Below are 22710 nucleotides of genomic sequence, written 5' to 3'. Positions count from 1 at the left end.
GATCCCTGCGGGGGCGTCGTCGTGGGTGTGGGGTCAGGCGCGGCCCCGGCGGGTGCGGACCTCCTGGAGCCGTTCGGCGAGGATGTCCTCCAGCTCGGCGATGGAGCGGCGCTCCAGCAGCATGTCCCAGTGGGTGCGCGGCGGCTTGGCCTTCTTCTGCTCCGGCTCGGTGCCGTCGACCAGGCGGGCGACGCTGCCGTCGAACTTGCATTCCCAGGTCGTGGGGACCTCGGCGTCGACGGCGAACGGCACCTCGAACTGGTGGCCCTTGGCGCAGAGGTACTCGCGGGTCTGACGCGGCGCGAGCTCCGTGTTGCGGTCGGATTCGTAGCTGACCGCGCCCAGACGGCTTCCGCGCAGCATACGCTCGCCCATGATCGACTTCCCCTCGTTCGTGGTGCTGGTCTTCAGGTCCAACGGTGTCTGTCGGTCGGGTCATTCCCGCCCCGCCGGGCCGCACCCCGCCGTGCGGGCGGGACGCGGCGAGCCCCGCCGCCCCTGCAAGGGTAGCCGGCCACGCCAGCTGCCCGGCGGGGTCGTCCCGGCCGGGCGAATCGGTGGAGGTGTTCGGCGGCTCACCGGGCATGCTACCCACTCCCCGGCGGGCGCGGGCGGCGATGCCCGGTGACGCGCCGGCCACGCCGCCGGGAGGCCGCTGGCCGCCGGTCGACGCGCACCACGGGCGCGGGCGCTGGCGGCGCGGTTCAGCCGGTGACCAGCGACACCGCCACAACGACCATGACCGCGGCGATCGCCGCGTCCACGAACCGCCACGCAGTCGGGCGGGCCAGCAGCGGGGCCAGCCGGCGGGCGCCGACACCCAGGCCGGTGAACCACAGCAGGCTCGCCGTCGCCGCGCCGGCGCCGAACGCCCACCGGTTCGGGTCGTGGTGGGCGACCGTGCCGAGCAGGACCACCGTGTCGAGGTAGACGTGCGGGTTGAGGAACGTGAACGCCAGGCAGGTCAGCAGCGTCGCGCGCAGCGTGGCCGGCGGACGGTCGGTCGGGGTGAGGGCGGTGGGGCGCAGGACGCGGCAGGCCGCCAGCAGCGCGTACCCGCACAGGAACACCGCGCCGCCCCACCGGGCCGCCGTCACCACGGCCGGCGCGTCGGTGAGGACCGCGCCCAGGCCGGCGATGCCGGCGCCCATCAGCGCGGCGTCGGCGGCCGCGCAGACCGCCACGACCGCACCGACGTGTTCGCGGCGCAGCCCCTGGCGCAGCACGAAGGCGTTCTGCGCGCCGATGGCGACGATCAACGCGAGGGAGAAGCCGAACCCGGCCAGCACGGAACCCATGGCAGCGACCGTAGGGCGATGCGCGGCCACACTCCAGCTAAAGATTCTTCAGTACCGTTAGCATCGCTTATGGCCCTCGACCCGGTGCAGCTCGCGACGTTCCAGGCGGTCGTCGAGCAGGGCAGCTTCGACGCGGCGGCGCGGGTCCTGCACGTCACCCCGTCCGCGGTCAGCCAACGCGTCAAGGCGTTGGAGCAGGCCGTCGGTCAGGTGCTGGTGCGCCGGGGCCGGCCGTGCGTGCCGACGGCCGCCGGGCGGCCCCTGGTGCGCCTGGGCGGTCAGGTGGCGCTGCTGGAACACGAGGCCCTCGCCGCCGCCCGGGGTGGGCTCGGCGCGCACGCGCGCACCCGGGTGGCCGTCGTGGTCAACGCCGACTCCCTGGCCGGCTGGTTCCTGCCGGTCCTGGCCGCCGTGCCCGACGTCGCGTTCGAGGTGCACACCGACGACGAGGGGCACACCGCCGACCTGCTGCGCGACGGCACCGTGATGGCGGCGGTGACCGCCGAACGCGTCGCCGTGCAGGGCTGCCGGGTGCAGCGCCTCGGCGCGATGCGCTACGTCGCCGTCGCCGCGCCCGCCGTGGCCTCGGTGTGGTTCGCCGGGCGGGACCCCGGCGAGGCGTTCGCCGCCGCGCCGATGGTCTGCTTCAACCGCAAGGACACCCTGCAGCACCGCTTCGCCCGCGCGGTCGCCGCCGGGCCCGTCGACCCCCCGACGTCGTACGTGCCGGCGTCGGCGAGCTTCACCGAGGCGATCCGCCTCGGCCTCGGCTGGGGCCTGGTGCCCGAGGCCGTCGCCGACGTCGACGTCCCCGCCGGTCGGCTCGTCGCGCTGGCCGGCGGCCGGCACCTGGACGTGCCGTTGCACTGGCAGTGCTGGCGGCTGGAGTCGGCGGCGCTGAGCGCGCTGACTGCCGCGGTGCGGGCCGCCGCCGCCACCGCGCTGCGCTGACCCGCCACCGGCACGGCGGTCCCCGTGCCGAAGCGACCGCCAGGGCGAAGCGGCCCGCCGCAGGGTGCCCGTCAGCGCGGCGGGGCGCCCAGCCGGGCCAGCGCGGTGGCGAGGTCGCTGACCTGGTCGACCAGTTGCGCCGAGCGGCGCAGCGCGGCGTCACGTTCGGCCTCGGCCGCGCGTAGCCGTACCTCCAGCTCGCCGAGGCGGCCCTCGACGGCGGCGGCGGCCTCCCGCGCGGCCGCCGCCTGGGCGGCGGCCGTGTCGTGGGCGGCCGTGGCCTCGGCCAGCCGCGCCGCCAGCGCCGCCGCCTCCTGGCGGGCGGCCTGCGCCTGCGCCCGGGCGGCCTCGGCGTCGCGGCGGGCGTCGGCGGTGTCGGCGCGCAGCCGGTCGGCCTGCTCGCGGGCCCGCTGCGCGTCGGCGCGGGCGGCGTCGGCGCCCGCCGCGGCGGTGCGGGCGTCGGCGAGGGCCTGCTGCGCCTGCGCGTCGGCCTGCTCGGCCCGCTGGCGGGCCTGCGCCGCTGCCTCGGCGTCGCGGCGCGCGGCCTGCAGGGCGGCGTCGCGTTCGGTGGTCAGGTCGCCGGCGCGTTGCCGCTGCGCGTCGCGTTCGCCGCGCATCGTGCGCAGCTCGTGGCGGGCCGCGTCGCGGTCCCGCTCGGCCTGCACCCGCAGCGCCTGCGCCGCGCCCGCGTCGCGGCGGGCGTCGTCGCGGGCCGTCTCGGCCTGCTCGGCCCGCTGCCGGTCGGCGGCCGCGTCGGCCTGCGCCGCGTCGGCGCGGGCGACGGCGGCGTCGCGTTCGGCGGCGGCCGTGCGGGCCTGCTGGCCGGCGCGGGCCGCGGCCGCCGCCGCGTCCTGGGCGTCGCGGCGGGCGTCGTCGCGTTCGGTGTGGGCCTGGGCGAGTTCCGCGGCGGTCTCCGCGCGCAGCTGCGCCAGCTGCCGCTGCACCCCCGCCGGGGACAGTTCGTCGTGCAGCGCCTCGGTGAGGGTCTGCACGATCTGGTCGAGGCGGTCCACCGCCTCCCACGTGCGGGCCACCTGACCGGGCAGGCCGGGGGCGTTGCGGTGCCGCATCCGGCTGTTGCGCGAGGCCCGCTGGCAGGCGCCGTCGTTGTCGCGGCAGTAGCGGAACGGCCGGCCCGCGCCGGCCCGTTGCGGCACGTCGCGCCCACAGTGGGCGCAGGGGCGGGTGTCGGCGGTGGGGGAGGGCTGGTCGTCCATCGAGGCGGAAGTCTAGCGACGGTGGCCACCCGGCCCGGCCGTGCCTGCGGCGGCAGGTGGTTAACAAGGGGCCCTTGCGCTACCGGAGGCGATAACAAGGGGCCCCTGCTTGTGCGCGTCAGCCGGCGGCGCGGGCGGCGCCGTCGAGGGTGTAGCGGCGTTGCAGCAGCACTGCGGCGAGCATCAGCGCCGCCGGCAGCAACCCGAAGCCGTAGCGGATCGCGGCCCCCGCCGTGTCCGGCTGGTCGATCACCTGGCCGCCGGTCGAGGCGACGAACCCGCCCGCGGTCAGGCATACCGCGTACGCGTAGGGGCCCAGCGCCGCGCCGGTGGCCTCGGTGGCCGTCCACACCCCGGTGTAGGTGCCCGCGCCGGTGGCGCCGGCGGCGCGGACGACGTCGGGCATCATCGCGAACGGCAGCAACTGCATGCCGGCGAACGCGACCCCGAGCACCGTCACCGCCGCCACCAGGACGGGCAGGCCGGCGGGGGCGCCCACGGCGAGGACCAGCGACCCGGCCGCGAATGCGCCCTGCGCGACGAGCAGGGCCCGCTGCTTGCCGGCGCGGCGGGCCACGGCCAGCCAGCCCGGGGTGACCAGCAGCGCCGGCGCCACGAACGCGGCGACGAGCACCGTGGTCAGCGCGGGCCGGCCCAGCTCGTACTCGGCGTAGTACGGCACCCCGGCCAGCACCAGGTGCGTCGTGGTCGACATGGCCAGGTAGGCCGCGACCAGCCAGCGGAACTGTCCGTCGCGCAGCGCCGCCGTCAGCGCCCGCCAGCCGCCCGGTGCGTGGCGCTGCGCGGTGGTGCCGGCGGTCCGGCGTAGCCGGCCGATGCCGGCGACCCCGACCAGCATGGCGGCCAGGGCGCCGCCGCCCAGCAGCAGGCCCATCCGCTGGTAGCCGCCGCGGGTCGCGGCGTCGCCGCCGGTCAGCAGCGGCGCGAGCAGCCCGGAGACCAGGATCCCGGCGGTGAGCACCACCATCCGGAACGCCATCAGCCGGGTCCGCTCGTGGTAGCCGATCCGCAGGTCCGCCGGGGTCGCCAGGTAGGGCACCTGGTAGGCGGCGAACAGCAGGTTCCCGGCGACGAACCAGGCCGCGACCCACGCCGCCGCGCCCACGCCGGTGAGGCCGCCGGGCACCGCGAACAGCGCGGCGAACGCCGCGGGCAGCGCGCAGCCGGCCAGCAGCAGCCGCCGCCGGTCGCCGCGGCGGGCCGACTCGGCGTCGCTGCGGTGGCCGACCCACGGGTGGACCAGCACGTCGACGACCTTCGGGGCGAGCAGCGCCAGACCGGCCAGCCACGGCGCCACGGCGAGCACGTCGGTGAGGAAGTACAGCAGCAGCAGCCCGGGTACGGTGACCCACACGCCCATGCCGAGGGAGCCGGCGGCGAAGCCGAGCAGCGGGCCGCGCGGCAGGTCCGTCGGGGGCGCGGGGGCCGGCTGGGTCATCGTGGGTGTCCTTTCGGCGGCACGCCGCCCGCAAATCCAACGGTTGCTGGATTGTAGGGGGACAATGGCGCCCATGACCATGCCCCGACGACGTCCCGGCCGACCCCGGCGTTCCGAGAGCCGGGACACCCGCGAGGTGGTGCTGACCGCCGCCACCGCGCTGTTCGCCGCCCGGGGCTTCGACGCCGTCGGGCTGCGGCAGGTCGCCGCCGCCGCCGGCGTCGACGTCGCCACGGTCTCCCACCACACGGGCACGAAGGCGCAGCTCTACGACGCCTGCTTCGCCCGGGTGTTCGTCGCCGAACGCGACGCCCTGCAGGCCGCGACGCGGGCGGCCCACGACGCCCTCGACACCGGGCCCGCCGCCGCCCGGGGGGCGCTGCACGACCTGGTCGACGTGTTCGTCGACTTCCTACAGGAGCACCCGCAGACCACCGCCCTGTGGCTGCGCCGCTGGCTGGAGCCGCACCGGCACGCCGACCTCGACGAGCGGTACTCCGCGCCGCTGTACGAGCTGGTGGAGCAGCTGCTGCAGGCGGCGGCCGCCGCCGGGGCGCTGGTCGAACCCACCCCGCACATCACGGTGCGCAGCCTGGTCTGGGCCGTGCACGCGCACGTGGTGGCGCTGGCCGCCGACGCGGCCTCGGCGCAGCGGGAACGCCAGGAGTTCCGCGCCTTCGTGCACCGGTTCCTCGACGGCCTCTACTGGGCCGGCGGGCAGCCGGGCGCACACGCCTGACGCGCACCGGCCGGCGGGCGTCAGCGCCGCATCAGCGCGAACACCCCCCACCCCAGGTGGGGTCGCTGGTAGCGGACGTAGCGCAGCGGCGCGGTGTCGAGTTCGGCGCGCAGCTCGCCGGCCAGTTCGTCGTCGGGGTGGGCGTCGAGCCAGCGGCGCACCGACAACCACTGCGCGGCGACGTAACGGTCCCAGCTGTCCTCGTCGGCCAGGACCATCTCCACCAGGTCGAAGCCGAGGCTGCCGAACAGGGCGACCAGGCCCGGCAGGTCGTGGAAGTCCTCCCGGGCCGTGGCGTGGCAGGCCGTCACCGTCGCCTCATCGGGCGGGTCGACCCGCCAGAACGGCTCGCCGATCAGCAGCAGGCCGCCGGGGCGCAGGGCGCGTTCGAGCAGCCCGATGGTGCCCGCGACGCCGCCGCCGATCCAGGTCGCCCCGACGCACGCGGCGACGTCGACCTCGACCTCGGCGGTGTACGTGGCGGCGTCGCCGTGCACGAACGCCACCCGCCCGGCGACGCCCAGCTCGACCGCGCGGGCCCGGGCGGCGTCGACGAAGACGGTGCTGATGTCGACCCCGGTGCCGGTCACGCCGTGCGCGCGGCTCCACTGGCAGAGCATCTCGCCGCTGCCGCAGGCCAGGTCGAGCAGGGTCGTGCCCGGCCGCAGGCGCAGGGCCCGGCCGAGGGTGGCGAGTTTCCCGGCGGTGAAGGGGTTGTGGATGCGGTGGTCGCGTTCGCGGATGACAAAGCTGCGTGGCAGGTCCACCGAAACACCTTCCCGGGACGTGAGGTCCGTAAGGTAACCGCGGCGCGCGGCGCCGTCGACCGCATTACGGGCCCGGACGCCTTGACGCCGGGCCACCACCCCCCGCATTATCCATCAAGCGTTGGATTAACGTGGGGGAGGACGACGACATGGGGCAACCCCCACGGGTCGCGGTGATCGGCGCCGGCGCCGCCGGCCTGGCCACCCTCAAGGCCCTCGCCGACGCCGGCGTGCCGGCCGTGGCCTTCGAGGCCACCGACACCGTCGGCGGCCTGTGGGTGTACGGGGCACCCGACTCGCCCGCCTACCGCACCCTGCACCTGAACACCAGCCGGACCCGCACCCAGTTCGCCGACCACCCCATGCCCGCCCACTGGCCCGACTACCCCGACCACACCCGCGTCGCCGGCTACCTGCGCGACTACGCCCACCGCTTCGGTCTCCTCGACGCCGTCCGGCTGCGGCACACCGTCGTCGGGGTCACCCGCGGCCCCGACGACCGGTGGACCGTGCGGACCACCGGCCCCCACGGCACCAGCGACGTCACCGTAGCCGCCGTCGTCGTCGCCAACGGCCACAACCGGGTGCCCCGCCCACCCGCGCCCCCGCCCGCCGGCGACTGCACCGCCGAACAGCTCCACAGCCACGCCTACCGCGGCCCCGAGCAGCTCGCCGACCGGCGGGTCCTCGTCGTCGGCGGCGGCAACTCCGCCATGGACATCGCCGTGGACGCCTCCCACACCGCCCGGCGTACGCTGCTGTCGCTGCGCCGCGGCGTGTGGGTGGTGCCCAAGCACCTGCTCGGCCGCCCCTCGGACACCCTCAACGGGGCGCTCGCGCGGCGGCTGCCCTGGCGGCTGCGGCAGCGCATCAGCCAGACCCTGCTCACCGCCACCGTCGGCCCGCCCACCCGCTACGGGCTGCCCGCACCCACCCACGGCTTCCTCCAGGACCATCCCACCCTCTCCGACGGGCTGCTGTCGCGGCTGGCCCACGGCGAGATCGAGGCCCGCCCCGGCGTCGCGGCGTTCCATGGCGACCAGGTCGAGTTCACCGACGGCTGCGTCGACGCCGTCGACCTGGTCGTCTGGTGCACCGGCTACCGCGTCGAGGTGCCGTTCCTCGACCCCGCGCTGCTCGGCGCCGGCCCCGACACCCTGCCGCTGTACCGGCACGTGTTCCACCTCGACGCCCCCGGGCTGGCCTTCGTCGGGCTGATGCAGTCCACCGGAGCCGCGTTCCCCCTGCTGGAGGCGCAGGCCCGCCTCGTCGCCGCCCGCCTCGCCGGCCGGTACGCTCCGCCGGCCCCGGCGGCCCAACGCGCCGCCTGCCGTGCCGAACTGCGCGCCGCCACCGCCCGCTGGGGAGACCGCCGCCCGGCGATGCGCGTCGACTTCGACACGTACCTGGCGCAGCTGGGCCGCGAACTCGCCGCCGGCACCCGCCGCGCCGCCCGGGACGCGACGTGAGCGCCCTGACCGGCCGCCGGGCCCTCGTCACCGGCGCGCACGGCACCTTCGGCCGGCACCTGTGCGCCGCCCTGCACGCCGCCGGCGCCCACGTCGTCGGCCTCGACCTGCACGCCCACGACGACCCCGACGCCCCCGTGCTCGGCGTCGACCTGACCGACCCGGCCGCCACCGCCACCGCCGTGACCGCCGCCGTCGACCGGCTCGGCGGCCTCGACCTGCTGGTCAACAACGCCGGAGTCGGCGGCCCCGCCCCCGCCGAACTGCCCCCCGACGACACCGTGCGCCAGCAGATCGAGGTGAACCTGCTCGCCGCCTGGCGCACCACCGCCGCCGCCCTGCCCGCCCTCGTCGCCGACCGCGGCCGGGTGATCTTCGTGGCCAGCCGGATGGCGGTGCTGCCGCTGCCCCTGGCCGCCGCGTACGGGGTCAGCAAACGCGCCCTCGTCGCGTACGCCGACGCCTTGCGCCTGGAGGTCGGCACCCACGTCGGCGTCACCGTCGTCTACCCCAGCATGGTCGCCTCACCCATCCACGACAGCACCGCCCGCGCCGGGCTGTCCCTGACCGGGGTGTCCCGGCCCGAACCCGTCGAGGGCGTCGTCGCGGCGATCCTGCGCGCCGCCGCCGCCCGCCGCGCCCCGCGTGACGTGGCCACCACCGCCCGGGGCCGCCTCGAACTGGCCGTCGCCCGGCACGCGCCCGCCCTGGCCGACCGCCTCGTGCGGCGTACCGTCGCCGGGCGCATCGCCGCCGGTGACCTCGACGCCGCGCCCCTGGCCGCCGGCCTCGTGCGCCGCCACCGCCACCCCTGAACGCGGGCCCCGCGCCGCTCGCGGGGCGGCACCGGCGGCGGCGATGGGCGACACTACGGGGATGTCGGTGCTCCTGCGGGCCCCCGCGACCCCCCACCATCCCGAGCTGGAGCTGCGCCCCTGGCGCGACGGCGACATCCCCGAGCTGATCGAGGTCTACCGCGACCCGGTGCTGCGCCACTGGACCCGGCATCCGGTCGACGACGCCCGCGCCGCCCACCGGTGGATGGTCCGCAGCCGGCAGGGCTGGGCCGCCGGCCGCCGGTTCGCCTTCGCCGTACGCGAGCCCCGCCGCGACGGCGGCGACTGCCTCGTCGCCACGGTCGTGCTCAAGGACGTCCTGCCCGGCCGCCCGCACGCCGAGGTCGGCTACTGGACGGCCGCCTGGGCCCGCGGGCGCGGCGTCGCGCCGCGCGCCGTGCAGGCGGTCACCGACTGGGCGTTCACCCGGTTCGCCGCGACCGGCCTGACCCGCCTGGACCTGCTGCACCAGGTCGACAACACCGCCTCCTGCCGGGTCGCCGAGAAGGCCGGCTACCCGTTCCAGGAGACACTTCCCGCCCGGGCGCCGTTCCCCCGCGACGGGCACCGCCACGCCCGCCACGCCGCCCCGCACCCCGGCGGAGACCGAGGGTGAGCCGCAGCGGGCGGCGTCAGGTCGCACAGGCCCGCAACGCCCGCCGGTAGGCGCCCGGAGTCGTGCCCAATAGAACGCGGAAGCGACGGCGCAGGCTCGCCGCCGAGTGGAGGCCGACGCGGGCCGCGACGGCCTCCACTCGGCAGATCCGTCTCCTCACCGCCGTACGCGTCGAGGCGGCCCCCGTCCGCGAACTCTTCCCCGGCATCCGGCTGCGTCCGCTGTGGCGGGGACCGCACGGCGCGCAGGCCGCCGTGCTCGAGATGGACCCCGGCGCGTCGTGGCCGCGCCGCGACGTCCACGCGCCCGGCCCCGAAGAGGTGTACGTGCTCGACGGCACGTTCCACGACGGGGCGCGCGACTACCCGGCGGGGACGTTCCTGCACGCCCCGGCCGGATCGTGGCACGTGCCCGCGACCGTCACCGGCTGCAGGCTGTTCCTCTTCTACCCCGGCGGGCTAGGGCACCGGACCCAGGCGGTGGGTCACCGCGCCCCCGTCGCCGGCACGGCCGGGCGGGTACCGTGGATCCGGGGAGGTGCCGGGGTGAGCGACAGGTGGGAGGCCGCGGCCGAGGCGCAGATCCGCACCGCCCAGGAACGCGGCGAGTTCGACAACCTGCCCGGGGCGGGCAGACCACTGCCGGGCCGGGGCACGCCCTACGACGAGTCGTGGTGGATCAAGAGTTTCCTGGAGCGCGAGAAGCTGCCCAGCGACCTGCTGCTGCCGACGCCGCTGCTGCTGCGCCGCAGGATCGAACGGGTGCCCGACGAGGTGCGGGACCTGCCCACCGAGGCTGCCGTGCGGGCGTACGTCGCCGATCTCAACCGGGAGGTCGTCGCCTGGCTGCGCAACCCGACCGGCCCGCAGGTCGTCGTGCGTCCCGCCAACGCCGACGAGGTGGTGGCCGGGTGGCGCGCCGCCCGGGAACGGGCCCACGCGGAGGCGGTGGCGGCGGCGCGGTCGGCACCTGGGCCGCAGCACGGTCCCCGCCGCCGGTGGCAGTGGCCGTGGCGGGGACCGCGGCGGTCCTGACGCCTGCTGCTAGCCGGGTGCACCCAGATCGACGGCCTCTCTGACGAAGACGATGCCGTCGATCGTGTCGAGCTGGGTCGGGTCCAGCGGGAAGTAGGCGAAGTCCCGGGAGACCCGCGGGGCGGCTGCGGCGGCCGCCCGGGCCAGGCGGCGGCCGTCGACCACGCAAGCGTGCCACGGGAGGGCGGCCAGCATGCCCTCGGTGGTGTCCGCAGCCGGGGCGTCGCCACCGATCGCGCCGAAGGCCGAGGCGAGGAAGGCGTACCGGTCGCCGAGACGGGCCGCGGTGATGGCTCCCGCGCTCCACATCCGCACGTCCTGGTCGCCCAGCGACATGCGGCTGTGATGGCGCTGCAGGTGCAGGTTGTGGGCGAAGATCAGCGCCGGGCCGTGCGCGGCGACAGCACGCAGGTTCGCGGCCATCATCGCGTCCCGCAGCCCCGACAGCCGGGAGATCCGGTCCGCAGTGCTGTCGGCCATCGCGTGGTGGTAGCGGAGCAGACCGACGGCGGTACGCCCGTACAGTTCCGCCCGCTCCCGGTCGCGCACGCACAGCTGCGGCAGCTGCGTGTCGAGCAGCGCCAGCAGGTCGTCGGCGATGGGCGTCGGCGGTTTGGCCGATCGACTGGGACGGGTCCATGACGGTGGCCTCGTTCGACCACCGCTCGTCGGGGCCGAGCAGCGCATCGAGGGTTTCCCAGGTGCAGGGCAGCGGGCCGTCGAGGAGGCCGTGCAGGGCGGTGAGCGCCTGACGCGGGCTGGCCGCCCAGTATTCCAGGGGGCCGTCGATCCCGAAGAACCGCAGCTTTTCGTCGTGGGCCTCGTTGTAGGTGCGCATCCAGCGCACGAGGTCGCGGTTGGCCGTCGACGCGCCGAAGCCGTGGCTGAAGCCGCGTGCCATGACGTCGTCGAGGTCACCGGCGCCGGTCGCGATGTGGTCGTCCACCACCTGGCCCATCAGGCAGTCGCTCTCGATGGCGAACGACCGGTAGCCCTCGTGTTCGGCGAGGTGGCGGAAGACCTCGTTGCGCAACGCGCCCAACTCCCCCACGAAGTGCCGGGCTTCGCCCAGGCCGAGCAGCGCAGGCCGGGCGGGAAGGGAACGCAGGAAGGCCGAGATGGCGGCCCCGTCGAGTTTCCGTCCGATGTTCCGGACAGTCATTCCCTAAACGGTATCGTTGAACGAGCGGTGTGAACTTTTCCCGGCATCGTCGGCTCCCCGTCGGGGCCAACCCTCAATCGGTGGGACGCGCGCAGGGGCGACCGGCCTCACCCGGGAGCGCCTGGAGGTAGTCGTCGATCTCGGCCAGCACGGCGGTCTTGCCCGCAGCGTCGAGGAACGAGTACCGCACGGCCTGGCGGGCCAGCTCCGCGACGCCGTGCTCGTCGAGGTCGAGCAGGTCTGCGGCCACCTGGTATTCCCTGTTCAGGGTGGTGGAGAACATGGGCGGGTCGTCGGAGTTGACGGTGACCGGCACACCGGCGGCCACCAACTGCGGCAGCGGATGCTCGGCCAGCGACGGCACCGAGCGGGTGCAGGCGTTGGAGGTCGGGCACACCTCAAGGGCGATGTCGTGCTCGCGCAGGTGCGCCATCAGGTCGGGGTCACGGGCGGCGGCGAAGTGCCCGGCGTAGCGGGCGCGGGGGATCCCGGACTCCGGGCCGCCCAGCCCGAAACTGACGAGCCCGTCCGGGCGCTGCTTGAGCGCCACCTCCAGGGTGACGTCGGCGCCGGTCATCGTGGGCTCGCCCGGGATGTCGAAGCACCAGCGCAGCTGGATGCCGTGGTCACGGGCGGCCCGCAGCCGGGCGTCCTCCACCGCCTCGCAGTACGCCTCGGCCGGGACACCACGCACGATCGACGAGTACGGGGTCAGCGTCAGCTCGGCGTACCGCACCGACTGGGCGGCCAGGTCGGCGCCGATGTCGTAGGTGAGTGTGGCCAGGTCCTCGGCGTCGCGGATCAGGTCCACCACCGACAGGTACACCTCGACGAAGTGCGCGAAGTCGGTGAACGTGAAGTACTCGGCCAGCAGTGCCGGGTCGGCCGGCACCGCGGTGGTCCCGGCGTGCCGTTCGGCCAGCCGAGCCACGGTGTACGGTGTCGCCGAGCCGACGTGGTGGACGTGCAGTTCCACCTTGGGCAGGCCGGCGATGAAGTCAGTCAGGTCCGTTGCCATTGCACAACCCTCACCGTGCGAGTGATCCGCCGGAGGGGCGGCAGCCTCCCAGCGGGAGGCGCCCTTGGACCAAGGAACAGGTCGAGCTCGGCGGATGGTCATCCGTCGCAGCGCCTCTCGACCCGCAACGGCACGCAAACAAGAGCGCACGCTGACGACAACCCTCCGCGACGGGCCGGGGCCGACCGAGGTGCAGGCGGGCGGTTGATAACCTGCGCCAATGCCGATCATGCGCCTCGTCGCCGCTTCCGACACGGCATGACGCCACACCTGCGTCCCTCCGTCCGCGCGATCGTCCTTGACGAGAACGACCGCATCCTGCTCTGCCGGCTCGACTTTCCCCACCCGGTCGTGCAGCAGCAGTCGAAGGCCGTCTGGGCGGCCCCGGGCGGCGGGGTCGAACCCGGCGAGGACCGGCTGACGGCTCTGCGCCGTGAACTGCGGGAGGAGACCGGTCTGGCGATCATCGCCGAACCGCCGCACGTCTGGCACCAGGAAGTCGTGGCCGCCGACATCGCGCCGGGCTTCGACGGCGTCGTCAACGACTACTTCCTCGTCCGCACGAACCATTTCCAGCCCCGCGGGGAGCTGACCGACGACCAACTCGCTGCGGAGAACCTGGCCGCGTTCCGGTGGTGGCGGCTCTCGGAGATCGCCGCCCACCGGGGACCTGAGCTATTCTCGCCCCGCGACCTCACCACACCCCTGACCGCGCTTCTCACCGCGGGAACGCCGCACCAGCCGGTCCAACTGGGCCTCTAGTGGCTCTGACCGCAAAGGTTCGCCGGGTTGCGCAGCCGCTGGCGGTGTTTTGTCCTCATCGCCGGGGCGGAACCAGCAACCATCCGGTCACCGCACCAACGGCTCACGGTCCCGTAGAGTCAGGGTCGGCATGCAGGGACAGGACCGCGACGTCGCCGCCGAAGCCCACCACGAGCGAGCCTTCCGGGGTCACGGTCAGCGCATGGACTGGCGCGGGAAACACCAGCTCCCGGCCGATCTGCCGCCCGGCGGCCAGCTCCCACAGGCACACCGTTCCATCCGAACCACCGGTGACGACCCGGAGTTCTCCACCGATCACCGCGGTCACCACCGCGGACACGGTGCCTTTGTGGCCGGCCAGCCTGCCGACTTCCCGTCCCATGACCAGGTCCCACACGCGCACGGTGGCGTCGTAACCTGCCGTGATCGCGTGGGCTCTGCCGTCGACGACCGCTGTCGCGACTGCCCACACCTCGCCGTCGTGGCCCGGCAGGGGCTCCCCGACCGGTTGTCCGGTGGTCAGGTCCCACTGCCAGACCTTGCCGCCGCTCATACAGCCCACCGCATGGGGCCTGTCATCGATCACCAGCGTGTCGATGGCCATCAGGAAGTCGTCGTGTCCGGTGAGTTCGCCGACCTGTTCCCCACTGGCCAGATCCCAGACCCGCACGGACACGTCGTCGTCGCTGGCGAGCGCACACGGTCGCCCCTGGACGACAGCCGTGCCCAGACACCACACCTCACCGTTGATCCCCGGCAGCTCGCCCGTCTGCTGTCGGGTGGCCAGGTCCCACGCGAGTACCGCCCAGTCGCTGGCCGTGACGACGTACGGCCGACCGTCCACGACCTCCGTCGTCACCGCCCACACTCTGCCGTTGAGGTCGCTCATGGGCCCGCCGACCGGTTGGCCGGTCTCAAGGTCCCGCACCCGGACCGTCTGGTCCTTGCTGCCGGTGACCACGACGTGGCGGCCGTCCGAGAAGGTTGTCACCACCGCGTCAACACCGCCGATGTGACCGGACGGGTTCATCTGGAAGTGCGGGTCACTCTGCGCGTCGGTGGACCACAGCACCCGCCATGGCTCGGCGTCGACATCCTCCACTGACACGGCGGCAATCTGTGCCGACAACTCCCGGTCCCCGTACCGAGCCGCGTCCAGGGCCAGCAGCTGCCTCCGCACCCACGGTGGCACGTCCCGGTGTACGTCCACCGACGCCCGGTAAACCGCAGCCATCAGTCGCGCATCGGAATCGGCATCGGAAGCCAGCAACCTCAGCACCCGCTCCGGATCAGCGTTCACCAGCCATCGCAGGTCCGTCCACCACCCCTTCCGCCCCGACGGATCCGATGCCGAAGTGGTCATATGAACGTCGTCGCTCTCATGGCCGAGACTCTAGTGATGCGGCCGGACAGTCGTCCGCCAGGTTGGATCAAGCTGCGCTGTTGAGAGGCCGTGATTGAGTAGCAGCCGTGGAGGTAGCGCACCCCGTGGGTGCGGCGGAAGGTAGCGGGCATCCGGTCGGGGTGTTTCTGGCGGGCCCAGCCGGAGCCTGCGGTGGGCCGGATCCCGAGCGGGCCGAGCTCGTCGAAGGCGAAGACCCGGTCCGGGAAGCGGTCCAGGACCTCCTCGATTCGGTCCAGCTTCGCCTCTCGCTCGGGGTCCGGGGATTCCTTCCAGGTCTTGGTGCGCTGGAAAGCGACCCCGCAGCGGGCGGTGGCAGGCCGGCGACGAGGGGCCCGGGGCTGATCGGCCGGTGGGGTCAGGTCAGTGCGGCCTGCCACGTCCACGAGGTGCGGCGGGGCCGTCCGTCGAACTCGGCCCGCCCCGTCATCCACAGCAGCACCTCGGCCGGCGGGCCGGGCGGGGCGTCCGGGAACAGCCGGGTCAGCACGGCGGCGGCGGGCGCGGCGGGCGGCTGCCAGTCGACGCGTAGACCCCGGGTGATGTCGTGGGTGTGCAGCAGGGTCTCCGCCACGCCCATGGCGGCGAACCCGGCCGGGTCGCAGGGGCCGAAGTGCCAGGCCCGCACGCCCGGGTCGGCCGCGTCGACGGCGGTGGCGAGCAGGCCACCGCAGGCCACGACGACGGTCAGCACCTGGGCGGGCGTCGCGGTGGGGGAGACGCGCAGGTCGAACGGCAGGTAGCCGTCGGCGGGACGGCCGGCCAGCTGCCCCGCGTACGCGAGCAGGTCGTGCGCCACGTGCGCCGCCGTTGTCCAGCAGCTCCACTCCAGTGTCCCCGCCAGCACCGTCCAGTCGGCGTCGGCGTGTGGCCCGAGGATCCGGCCCATCTCGCCGATCGCGGCGCGCACGCCCGCCCCACCCGTGTCCGTCATGCCCCGACCGTGCCAGCCGTCGTCCCGGCCGACAACCCACCCCGATTAACGCATTACCGGTAACACTAATCCGATAATTTGATGCGGCAAAAGGGGCGAATCACCTGCACACCATAATGACAGTTATGTGCGCGTCGGCGTCACGCATCCTGCGGGTCGACGGATGCGGTGGCCAGCGAGCCGCCGGGCGTGCCGGCGCTGCCGGAAGAGCGCAAACTCGGTACTAGCGCCAATAGGTTTGCTGTGGAAACCTATTGGCATGACTACTGAGTCGATCGCTGCCGGAGGCGATCCCCGCCGACTGCTGTCCGACATTCGCTCCCTGGCGCACCAGGTGCGCCTCGACCAACGGATGACCTGGGTTGCCCTGCTGGTGCTGGGCGTGGTGACGCTCGTCGGCATCCCGTTCGACTGGCTCGGCATGACGGTGCACTGCCACCCCGACACCAGCTGCGAGTTCGCGCGGCGGGGCGTGCTGTTCTACTGGCCCCCGGCGCTCCTGCTGGCCTACACGGCGATCGCCGTCTGCTACGTGCGGGCCGCCCGGTCACGGGGCCTGGGTGCCCGGGCGTTGCCGTACGCGATCGCCGGCGCCGCGACGACCGTCGTGTTCACCGCCGCGTGGGTAGCCGCAGCCCTGTACTTTCCGCACCACCCGCTGCCGCACCAGCCGCTGCCGTACTGGTGGTTGCTCCTGGACCGGCTGGTCTCACCCTGGGGCATGATCGGGATCGCGCTGGTGGTGCTGGCCCGGATCGAGCGCAACGTCGGTCTGCGGCTGTTCACCCTCGCCTACCTTGCCCCGGTGCTCCTGGTGCTGCCGACGAACGAGGGCTGGGGACTGGCGGGTTGGGGACTCCAGGCCCGATTCGCGGCACCGCAAGTCGTCAGCGGCGCGCTGTTGCTGCTCGGCGCGGCCGGGTTCTTCAGGGCAGCCCGCAGGCGGCAGCGGTGACGGCGACGATCGGCACCCCGGACCCGGGCCCGGGGCACCCGGTCACCGGGCTGGACGAGGTGGTGCACCAGCGGGCCCGGCTGGGCATCCTGACCATCGCGCACGAGGCCCACCGGGTCGAGTTCGGCTACCTGCGCACCCACCTCGAGCTGACCGCCGGCAACCTCTCCAAGCACCTCAGTGTGCTGGAAACGGCCGGCCTGATCGAGATCCAGAAAGGCTACGAGGGGCGGCGCGGCCGTACCTGGATCACCCTCACCGCCGCCGGAGCCACCGCGCTCGCCGACGAGATCGCGCGACTCAAGCAGCTCATCGCGCGCGTCGAGACGACCAACTGACCGTAGCGTCAGCTGGCTGACCCGAACAGGACCGGGTCTGTCAGCTGGCGCGATCGGGCGGTTGCGCATCTCTGCTGGCCACCGCTGTGCAGGAGGGCCGGCGGCCCGTACCGCCTTCTGGCCTGGCGGCGGCTAGCGCAGGTGCCGGGCGAAGAACCCGGCCGCGTCCTCCCCGGCGAACTGCGGGACACCGGTGTGCCCGCCCATGTTGGCGTGCAGCGTCTTCTCCGGGGAGCCGAAGGCGTCGAACAGGTCCAGGGCCGCCTGGCGGTCGTTGCCCTCGTCGTCCCACTGCAGCAGGACATGCAGCGGAATGGTGACCTGTCGGGCCTCCTCGAACATGGTGCGAGGCACGAGACTCCCCGCGAAGAGACCGGCGGCCGCGATGCGGGGCTCGACCACCGCAAGCCGGATGCCGACGGAGATCACACCACCCGAGTACCCGACCGGACCACCGATCTCGGGCAGCGACAGGAGGGCATCCAGGGCGGCCTGCGTTTCCGGGACCGCCCTGTCGACGAGCGGGAGGACGAGGGCGTCGACGATCTCGTCGCTGACCGGCTCGCCGGCCTCCAGTGCCCGGCGCAGGTCGGCGCGGGCCTGCTCGGCGGCGGCCCAACGGGGCCGGTCACCGCTGCCGGGAAGCTCGATGGTCGCCGCGGCGAAGCCGTCCGCCGCGGCGCGCCGGGCCCGGGCCACCAGACGGGGGTACATCTTGCGCAGTCCGAGCGGAGGGTGGCCGAGCAGGATCAGCGGGACCGGCGCGGATGCGGATGCGGGCGTCCACAGGACGCCGGGGATCTCGCCGAGGGTGAACTCGCGTTCGAGGACGCCGTCGTCGAGGCGCTGTTCGGTAGTGAATCGCATGGTCGTGCCTTTCGGGATCGCTCGTAACGGCGCTCCCGGACGACTTACCGCCCGACCGTGGCATCGGAGGGGAGCACCCATGTCGAAACGTTCACGGGTACCACCTCCTCGATCTCTCGCACGGCCGCCAGAAAGCTAGCAGTGGCGGCCGTGACCCGCCAACGTGTTTCTGCCGTGCTCCCGGAGCCGGCCGTCGTCGGGGGACCGGACGCCGAAATGCGGCTGCGGCACACGAACACCGGACTACGGTGGTGGCGATGCAGGCGTACGAGACTCAGCAGGCAACCCGGGCAGCCATGTCGATCGGCTCACAGCTCGGCCTGGCCGTCCGCGACGCCGCGGTCCTGCACAACTCGAACGCGCTCACCCTGCGTCTACAGCCCTGCGACGTGCTCGCCCGGGTGGCGCCGGTCGCACACCAGCGCGCCCAGCTCGAGGTGGACGTCGCTCGGGGGTTGACCGAGGCCGGGAGCCCGGTGGCCACGCTGGAGTCGCCCGAGGTCTTCGTCCAGAACGACTACGTCGTCACCCTCTGGACCTACTACGAACCGGTGGCCGCCCAGCCGATCTCCCGAGCCGGATACGTCAACGCGCTCGAACGCCTGCACGCCGGCATGCGCAGCGTCGACCTGCCCGCCCCGCACTTCACCGACCGGGTCTCTGCGGCCGAGAGGTTGGTGGCCGACCACGCCCGAACGCCGGAACTGACCGCCCCGGACCGGGCTCTTCTCGCCGGCACGTTGGCCCGGATGCGCCGAGCGGTCACCGACAGCGGCCGGCCCGAGCAGCTCCTGCACGGCGAGCCCCATCCGGGCAACCTGCTCTCGACCCGGGCCGGGCCGCTCTTCATCGACTTCGAGACGTGCTGCCGGAGGCCGGTCGAGTTCGACCTGGCCCACGCGCCCGACGATGTCGGCGACCACTACCCGGGCGTCGATCGCCGGTTGCTCCGAGAGTGCCGGACCCTCGTACTGGCGATGATCACCGCGTGGCGCTGGGATCGCGACGACCAGTTCCCCGACGGCCGCCGGCTCGGCATCGAGTGGCTGAACGAACTCCGCAGGACAGCGGCCGCCCTGGACGAGTAAGCCGACTCCGGATTCGGGACCGGACAGCTCAGCCTCCGCCGCGGGCGGGCATGCTGCCGGCCGGCGTCAGTCCGCGACGAGTGGGACCGCCGGCGACCCCTACCGCACGACCGGCGGCATGCCCGGCAGCGGGCAACGATCCTCGCCGGGTTGTCGACCTCCCCGTCGACGCAGCGGCCCATCTCGACGCTGTGTCAGGGCGCACGGCGCGCACGCTCGGTATCGGAACGATCCCACTACGCTCACGTCCATGACCGAAGCCCTGATCGAGGCGGATGACGGTACGCGGTTGCGGACCTGGACCACAGGCTCGGCGAACCCGCAGACGCTGCCCCTGGTGATGCTGCACGGCGGCCCCGGGATCCGCGACTATCTGGCCCCGGTCGCCGGCATCGTCGACGACCGGTATCGCGTGCACCGCTACGACCAGCGCGGCACCGGCGGGTCCTCCTGGACCGGGCAGCACACGATCGCCCGCCACGTGCGCGACCTGGCGTTGTTGCTCGACACGTGGGGACACGACCGGGTGGTGTTGGTCGGGCACTCGTTCGGCGCCCACCTGGCCAGCTACTTCCTGTTGGCCCATCCCGATCGGGTGGCCGGGCTGGTGCAACTCGCCGGGCCCTTCCTGGGGCCGTGGCGGGAGGCCGACCGGGCAGCCCAGCGGGCCCGACGCACCGACGCGCAGCAGGCCAGGCTCGACGCGCTCGACGCGGTGGAGGCCCGCACCGACGCCGAGGAGATCGAGTACCTGACGCTGTCGTGGTGCACCGACCACGCCGACCGGGACCGGGCATGGCAGTGGGCGTCGGCGGCGGCGCGGACGCTGCGGCCCGTCAACTACGCGATGAACCACCAGCTCAACGCGGCGGCGAAGACCGACCCGCTCGAATCGCGGGTGGACGAACTCCGCGAGCGGCTACCGCCCGACGCGATGATCATCGGCGGTGCCGGCGACAGCCGCCCCGCCGATGCGCTGCGCCGGCTGGGGGCACGCCTCGGCTGCGAGGTGACCATCGTGCCGGACGCGGGTCACCATCCGTGGCTGGAGGCGCCGGAGCGGTTCGCCGCGGTGTTCCGCGCCGCGGTGGGCAGGCAGGCCCGTCGGGGCGGTTGATCAGGCCGCCCGCCCCGTCCGGTGGCCGATCCTGGGCGGGCGGCGACCGTCGGTCAGTGCGGCGGAGGCGTGAGGTGCCGGGTGAAGAACCGGACCGCGCTGTCCAGTTCGTGTTCGGGTAGCCGGTCGCCGTGTCGGCCCGGGTTGGCGTGCAGGGTCTTCTCGGTGGAGCCGAACGCGTCGAACAGGGCGAGGCTCTGCGCGCGGGGGACCCGCTCGTCGTCCCACTGGACCAGGAACTCGACGGGCACGGTGATCCGCGCGGCAGCCTCGACGGCGGGGGCCGAGGCTCCGCCCAGGCCGAGGACCGCCGCGCGGACCCGGGGTTCGGCGGCCACGAACGGCACGCCGAGCCCGCAGCCCAGCGAGACGCCCCAGTAGCCGACCGGCCCGGGATCGAGGTGATCCAGGACGGCCCGCCATTCCGGCACGGTCTGCGCGGCGACGAGCGCCTGGAAGTCGGCGAGCAGGGGTGCCGGGTCGTCGCCGGTGTCGGCGCGGGCCCGGATCTCGGTGGCGATGCGCTGGTAGCGGTCGTCGCTCGGGCGGTCGCCGTGGTTCGGGGCGTCCACCGCGACGGCCGCGAAACCGCTGGCCGCGAAACGGTGGGCGCGGTGCACGACGGCGGGGGCGGTCTTGTGCTGGCCGCCGCCGCGGCCGATGAGGATCAGCGGGCGGGGGTCGGTGGTGCTGTCATCCGGGGTCCAGCGGACAGCGGGCACACCGTCGACAGTGAAGTGTTCTTCGTGGATGCGCATGCCGAATACGCGCCTTTCAGGGATGCCTTGTGCGGGCGCTCCCTAGGCCATGCGGGGGAGGGAGCCCCGACCGGTCGCAGCGTTGATCGGACTCACCTCCTCGGACAGTGCTCGTGCACGGCGGGGTGACCGTATCATCCGCCCGTGCGCGAGGATGGGACCGTGGGTGAGGAACAGCGACTGGCCGGGGGCAACACCGGCGGCGCGGTCCGCATCGGCGACACGGTGCGGCGCACGCCGGGGCCGTGGACGCCGTCGGTGCACGCGCTGCTGCGGCATCTGAAGACGGTCGGCTTCGACGGGGCGCCCCGGGCGCGGGGCTTCGACGAGCACGGGCGGGAGGTTCTGTCGTTCCTGCCCGGGGAGACGGTCGGCGTCACCCGGCCGTGGCCGGCCTGGGCGCACAGCGACGACGCGCTGCGCCAGGTCGCGCGGTGGCTGCGGGACCTGCACGCCGCGGTGGCGGGTTTCGTGCCGCCCGCCGGGGCGCGGTGGCGCGAGGGCGGCGTCTGGCGGCCGGGGCTGATCGTCGGGCACAACGACGCGGCCCCGTAGAACGCGGCGTGGGCCGACGGGCGGCTCGTCGGGTTCTTCGACTGGGACCTCGCGGCCCCGGTCACCCGCGAGTGGGACCTGGCGTCCACCGCGTTCGCGTGGGTGCCGCTGCACGCCCGGCACGTGGTCGCCGCCGAGGGGTTCACCGCGTTCGCGGACCGGCCCCGGCGGCTGCGGCTGTTCCTCGACGCCTACGGTCACGCCGGGCCGGTGGGGCCGTTCGTCGAGGTGGTCCGCCAGCGGGTGGCCGCCTCGGCCGAGGGCATCCGCCGCACGGCGGCGGCGGGCGACCCCGCGTACCGGGCTATGGTCGACCACGGCGTCGACGCCGCGCTGGAGACGGCGGTGCGGGAGCTGGCCGACTTCGCGGCCGGGTGAGGCGGCGTCGGGTTGACACGGTCGGCTCGCCGAGCAGTTGCTCGGCGCCAACTTCCGTCCCGCGGTGATCCACATGGACGCCCACCTCGACGGCGACTACTTCTACGCCGCGTTCGACGTGCCCGGGGTGGACCCGGACAGCATCGACTGCACCGTCGAGCGCAACGTGCTGACCGTCCGATCACCTCGAGGCGGGCGACCGAGGTGCGGGTCAGTGCTCCGGGTGTGAGGGCCCGCGCTGGGAGGGCCGTCAGGCCCGAGTAGTGCCTTGACCTGGCGGTTCTGCTGCTCGATGTACTGCTTCACGATGCTCAGCGGTGCGCCGCGCGGCGGACGCTGTGTAGTACGAGACGGACCAGAGTTTGTTGGCCTGGCAGTAGTGGGGCACGAGGTCGGGGAACTCCTGCCGCAGCCGCCGTGAGGACACGCCTTTGAGTGAGTTGACCGGCCGGGCCACGGCCAACTTGGAGTTGGTTCACCAGCAGATGCACATGGTTGTTCTCGCCGTTAACTCGACGAGATCGGCTCGAAGTCGGCGCAGGCGTCCCGCATGATCTGCTGCGATCGGGTCAGGTGCCGGTCGTTGAACCCCTTGTGCCGGAACTATGTCACGAGAACCAAGTGGACGTGCATCATGAAAGTGCAGTGAGCCATTCCGCGCAATGTTCTGATCACAAGAGGTGGTCATGTGGTGCGGTCGTGTTCGGTGTGGAGCAGGACGAGTGCGGCGGCCACGATCTTGCCGATGCGCCATGGGTCGAGGCTGATGTTGCGCAGCGCCTTGAAGGTGGTCTTGAGCAGGGAGTTTCCGCGTTCGCCGATGGCTCGCAGGCTGTTGTGGGCCTTGTTGAACTGCTGCTGGATGGTGGTGAGGCGGCTGTTCCTCGGTTTCTTGAACGCCACGGTGATGGTGGTGGACTCGCCTTCGTAGCCCAGGTCGCCGAGGGGTCGCAGGTCGGTGCCGGCCGCTCGCAGGCAGGGCAGGAGTTC

At 73.9% G+C, this 22710-nt stretch carries 25 protein-coding genes and 3 pseudogenes; 14 read left to right on the top strand and 14 right to left on the bottom strand.

The window, feature by feature from the left end; all coding sequences use genetic code 11:
- Positions 1-33: 33 nt before the first annotated feature.
- Complete coding sequence (locus GA0070558_RS26090; protein ID WP_007070998.1) at positions 34-375, bottom strand: RNA polymerase-binding protein RbpA; 342 nt, start codon at positions 373-375, stop codon at positions 34-36.
- Positions 376-704: 329 nt separating this feature from the next.
- Positions 705-1298 carry a LysE/ArgO family amino acid transporter gene (locus GA0070558_RS26085; RefSeq protein WP_091284469.1) on the bottom strand — a complete coding sequence of 198 codons (594 nt, stop codon included), beginning with the start codon at positions 1296-1298 and terminating at the stop codon, positions 705-707.
- Between the two features lie 69 nt (positions 1299-1367).
- On the opposite strand from GA0070558_RS26085, the gene GA0070558_RS26080 reads away from it, so the two are divergent.
- A complete protein-coding gene (locus GA0070558_RS26080) occupies positions 1368-2249 on the top strand; it encodes a LysR family transcriptional regulator ArgP (protein WP_091284467.1) in 882 nt (293 codons plus the stop codon).
- A 71-nt stretch (positions 2250-2320) separates the two neighbouring features.
- Here GA0070558_RS26080 and GA0070558_RS26075 read toward each other — a convergent pair whose 3' ends face one another.
- Both GA0070558_RS26075 and GA0070558_RS26070 read right to left on the bottom strand, forming a co-directional pair.
- The gene (locus GA0070558_RS26075) at positions 2321-3466 is read right to left on the bottom strand and encodes a hypothetical protein (protein WP_091284465.1); all 1146 of its coding nucleotides are present in this window, start codon (positions 3464-3466) and stop codon (positions 2321-2323) included.
- Between the two features lie 118 nt (positions 3467-3584).
- Positions 3585-4925, bottom strand: a complete 1341-nt coding sequence (locus GA0070558_RS26070) for an MFS transporter (protein ID WP_091284463.1) — start codon at positions 4923-4925, stop codon at positions 3585-3587.
- Between the two features lie 73 nt (positions 4926-4998).
- On the opposite strand from GA0070558_RS26070, the gene GA0070558_RS26065 reads away from it, so the two are divergent.
- On the top strand, positions 4999-5664 hold the full coding sequence (locus GA0070558_RS26065; protein ID WP_439709635.1) for a TetR family transcriptional regulator: 666 nt from the start codon (positions 4999-5001) through the stop codon (positions 5662-5664).
- 20 nt (positions 5665-5684) lie between these two features.
- Here the strand turns inward: GA0070558_RS26065 and GA0070558_RS26060 are convergent, their stop codons facing one another.
- Positions 5685-6431, bottom strand: a complete 747-nt coding sequence (locus GA0070558_RS26060; RefSeq protein ID WP_091284461.1) for an SAM-dependent methyltransferase — start codon at positions 6429-6431, stop codon at positions 5685-5687.
- A 149-nt stretch (positions 6432-6580) separates the two neighbouring features.
- Between GA0070558_RS26060 and GA0070558_RS26055 the strand changes: the two genes are divergently transcribed.
- From GA0070558_RS26055 to GA0070558_RS33940, 4 genes are all read left to right on the top strand, one after another.
- A complete protein-coding gene (locus GA0070558_RS26055; protein WP_091284553.1) occupies positions 6581-7900 on the top strand; it encodes a flavin-containing monooxygenase in 1320 nt (439 codons plus the stop codon).
- Positions 7897-8715, top strand: a complete 819-nt coding sequence (locus GA0070558_RS26050; protein ID WP_176734381.1) for an SDR family NAD(P)-dependent oxidoreductase — start codon at positions 7897-7899, stop codon at positions 8713-8715. Before GA0070558_RS26055 ends, GA0070558_RS26050 begins: the two co-directional genes overlap by 4 nt.
- A 61-nt stretch (positions 8716-8776) precedes the next feature.
- Complete coding sequence (locus GA0070558_RS26045; RefSeq protein WP_091284459.1) at positions 8777-9352, top strand: GNAT family N-acetyltransferase; 576 nt, start codon at positions 8777-8779, stop codon at positions 9350-9352.
- Between the two features lie 62 nt (positions 9353-9414).
- Positions 9415-10386 (top strand): DnaJ family domain-containing protein, encoded by a 972-nt coding sequence (locus GA0070558_RS33940; protein WP_218107103.1) that lies wholly within the window; start codon positions 9415-9417, stop codon positions 10384-10386.
- Positions 10387-10395: 9 nt separating this feature from the next.
- On the opposite strand, the pseudogene GA0070558_RS26030 reads toward GA0070558_RS33940, so the two are convergent.
- Positions 10396-11344, bottom strand: a pseudogene (locus GA0070558_RS26030) (erythromycin esterase family protein).
- Positions 11345-11621: 277 nt separating this feature from the next.
- On the bottom strand, positions 11622-12566 hold the full coding sequence (locus GA0070558_RS26025; RefSeq protein ID WP_091284458.1) for an adenosine deaminase family protein: 945 nt from the start codon (positions 12564-12566) through the stop codon (positions 11622-11624).
- Between the two features lie 258 nt (positions 12567-12824).
- Between GA0070558_RS26025 and GA0070558_RS26020 the strand changes: the two genes are divergently transcribed.
- On the top strand, positions 12825-13328 hold the full coding sequence (locus tag GA0070558_RS26020; RefSeq protein WP_091284455.1) for an NUDIX domain-containing protein: 504 nt from the start codon (positions 12825-12827) through the stop codon (positions 13326-13328).
- Positions 13329-13431: 103 nt separating this feature from the next.
- On the opposite strand, the gene GA0070558_RS26015 is transcribed toward GA0070558_RS26020, so the two are convergent.
- From GA0070558_RS26015 to GA0070558_RS26005, 3 genes and pseudogenes are all read right to left on the bottom strand, one after another.
- Positions 13432-14628, bottom strand: a complete 1197-nt coding sequence (locus GA0070558_RS26015) for a WD40 repeat domain-containing protein (protein WP_176734380.1) — start codon at positions 14626-14628, stop codon at positions 13432-13434.
- A 143-nt stretch (positions 14629-14771) separates the two neighbouring features.
- Positions 14772-15029, bottom strand: a pseudogene (locus GA0070558_RS34610) (IS630 family transposase); the annotation flags it as partial.
- Positions 15030-15088: 59 nt separating this feature from the next.
- Positions 15089-15664, bottom strand: coding sequence for a maleylpyruvate isomerase N-terminal domain-containing protein (locus tag GA0070558_RS26005; protein WP_091284452.1), 576 nt, complete (start codon positions 15662-15664; stop codon positions 15089-15091).
- Positions 15665-15923: 259 nt separating this feature from the next.
- Here GA0070558_RS26005 and GA0070558_RS26000 point away from each other — a divergent pair, with 259 nt between their 5' ends.
- Entirely contained in the window at positions 15924-16619 is a 696-nt protein-coding gene (locus GA0070558_RS26000; RefSeq protein WP_091284450.1) for a hypothetical protein, read from the top strand.
- Positions 16616-16957 (top strand): transcriptional regulator, encoded by a 342-nt coding sequence (locus GA0070558_RS25995; RefSeq protein ID WP_091284448.1) that lies wholly within the window; start codon positions 16616-16618, stop codon positions 16955-16957. Before GA0070558_RS26000 ends, GA0070558_RS25995 begins: the two co-directional genes overlap by 4 nt.
- A 132-nt stretch (positions 16958-17089) precedes the next feature.
- Here the strand turns inward: GA0070558_RS25995 and GA0070558_RS25990 are convergent, their stop codons facing one another.
- Complete coding sequence (locus tag GA0070558_RS25990; protein ID WP_091284446.1) at positions 17090-17824, bottom strand: dienelactone hydrolase family protein; 735 nt, start codon at positions 17822-17824, stop codon at positions 17090-17092.
- Between the two features lie 296 nt (positions 17825-18120).
- On the opposite strand from GA0070558_RS25990, the gene GA0070558_RS25980 reads away from it, so the two are divergent.
- Entirely contained in the window at positions 18121-18912 is a 792-nt protein-coding gene (locus GA0070558_RS25980; protein ID WP_256092130.1) for a phosphotransferase family protein, read from the top strand.
- A gap of 250 nt (positions 18913-19162) precedes the next feature.
- Positions 19163-20029, top strand: coding sequence for an alpha/beta fold hydrolase (locus tag GA0070558_RS25975; protein ID WP_091284444.1), 867 nt, complete (start codon positions 19163-19165; stop codon positions 20027-20029).
- A 53-nt stretch (positions 20030-20082) separates the two neighbouring features.
- On the opposite strand, the gene GA0070558_RS25970 is transcribed toward GA0070558_RS25975, so the two are convergent.
- Positions 20083-20787, bottom strand: a complete 705-nt coding sequence (locus tag GA0070558_RS25970) for a dienelactone hydrolase family protein (protein ID WP_091284443.1) — start codon at positions 20785-20787, stop codon at positions 20083-20085.
- Positions 20788-20931: 144 nt separating this feature from the next.
- Between GA0070558_RS25970 and GA0070558_RS33935 the strand changes: the two genes are divergently transcribed.
- The 3 genes from GA0070558_RS33935 (at position 20932) to GA0070558_RS25960 (ending at position 21949) form a co-directional block, all read left to right on the top strand.
- Positions 20932-21342: an aminoglycoside phosphotransferase/kinase family protein gene (locus GA0070558_RS33935; protein WP_218107102.1), complete on the top strand. Its 411-nt coding sequence runs from the start codon at positions 20932-20934 to the stop codon at positions 21340-21342.
- A gap of 102 nt (positions 21343-21444) precedes the next feature.
- Complete coding sequence (locus GA0070558_RS33930) at positions 21445-21720, top strand: hypothetical protein (RefSeq protein ID WP_218107101.1); 276 nt, start codon at positions 21445-21447, stop codon at positions 21718-21720.
- Between the two features lie 64 nt (positions 21721-21784).
- Positions 21785-21949 carry an Hsp20/alpha crystallin family protein gene (locus GA0070558_RS25960; protein ID WP_369523388.1) on the top strand — a complete coding sequence of 55 codons (165 nt, stop codon included), beginning with the start codon at positions 21785-21787 and terminating at the stop codon, positions 21947-21949.
- 53 nt (positions 21950-22002) lie between these two features.
- Here GA0070558_RS25960 and tnpA read toward each other — a convergent pair.
- Together tnpA and GA0070558_RS34605 are read right to left on the bottom strand one after the other, a co-directional pair.
- A pseudogene (gene tnpA, locus GA0070558_RS25955) lies at positions 22003-22374 on the bottom strand (IS200/IS605 family transposase); the annotation flags it as partial.
- Positions 22375-22404: 30 nt separating this feature from the next.
- Positions 22405-22710: transposase family protein (locus GA0070558_RS34605; protein ID WP_141722329.1), on the bottom strand; the 306-nt coding region annotated here is incomplete at its 5' end.

It is taken from the genome of Micromonospora haikouensis, from assembly GCF_900091595.1.
GTDB lineage: Bacteria > Actinomycetota > Actinomycetes > Mycobacteriales > Micromonosporaceae > Micromonospora > Micromonospora haikouensis.
This window is presented reverse-complemented; position numbering and strand designations above follow the sequence as displayed.

What these genes read in the sequence shown, in the direction of transcription:
- GA0070558_RS25975 (WP_091284444.1), top strand. Translation starts at nt 19,163, where the DNA reads ATGACCGAAGCCCTGATCGAGGCGGATGACGGTACGCGGTTGCGGACC.
- GA0070558_RS26075 (WP_091284465.1), bottom strand. Translation starts at nt 3,466, where the DNA reads ATGGACGACCAGCCCTCCCCCACCGCCGACACCCGCCCCTGCGCCCAC.
- GA0070558_RS26090 (WP_007070998.1), bottom strand. Translation starts at nt 375, where the DNA reads ATGGGCGAGCGTATGCTGCGCGGAAGCCGTCTGGGCGCGGTCAGCTAC.
- GA0070558_RS26055 (WP_091284553.1), top strand. Translation starts at nt 6,581, where the DNA reads ATGGGGCAACCCCCACGGGTCGCGGTGATCGGCGCCGGCGCCGCCGGC.
- GA0070558_RS26065 (WP_439709635.1), top strand. Translation starts at nt 4,999, where the DNA reads ATGACCATGCCCCGACGACGTCCCGGCCGACCCCGGCGTTCCGAGAGC.
- GA0070558_RS25990 (WP_091284446.1), bottom strand. Translation starts at nt 17,824, where the DNA reads ATGCGATTCACTACCGAACAGCGCCTCGACGACGGCGTCCTCGAACGC.
- GA0070558_RS26080 (WP_091284467.1), top strand. Translation starts at nt 1,368, where the DNA reads ATGGCCCTCGACCCGGTGCAGCTCGCGACGTTCCAGGCGGTCGTCGAG.
- GA0070558_RS25980 (WP_256092130.1), top strand. Translation starts at nt 18,121, where the DNA reads ATGTCGATCGGCTCACAGCTCGGCCTGGCCGTCCGCGACGCCGCGGTC.
- GA0070558_RS26005 (WP_091284452.1), bottom strand. Translation starts at nt 15,664, where the DNA reads ATGACGGACACGGGTGGGGCGGGCGTGCGCGCCGCGATCGGCGAGATG.
- GA0070558_RS26000 (WP_091284450.1), top strand. Translation starts at nt 15,924, where the DNA reads ATGACTACTGAGTCGATCGCTGCCGGAGGCGATCCCCGCCGACTGCTG.
- GA0070558_RS26020 (WP_091284455.1), top strand. Translation starts at nt 12,825, where the DNA reads ATGACGCCACACCTGCGTCCCTCCGTCCGCGCGATCGTCCTTGACGAG.
- GA0070558_RS26045 (WP_091284459.1), top strand. Translation starts at nt 8,777, where the DNA reads ATGTCGGTGCTCCTGCGGGCCCCCGCGACCCCCCACCATCCCGAGCTG.
- GA0070558_RS26085 (WP_091284469.1), bottom strand. Translation starts at nt 1,298, where the DNA reads ATGGGTTCCGTGCTGGCCGGGTTCGGCTTCTCCCTCGCGTTGATCGTC.
- GA0070558_RS26070 (WP_091284463.1), bottom strand. Translation starts at nt 4,925, where the DNA reads ATGACCCAGCCGGCCCCCGCGCCCCCGACGGACCTGCCGCGCGGCCCG.
- GA0070558_RS26025 (WP_091284458.1), bottom strand. Translation starts at nt 12,566, where the DNA reads ATGGCAACGGACCTGACTGACTTCATCGCCGGCCTGCCCAAGGTGGAA.
- GA0070558_RS25970 (WP_091284443.1), bottom strand. Translation starts at nt 20,787, where the DNA reads ATGCGCATCCACGAAGAACACTTCACTGTCGACGGTGTGCCCGCTGTC.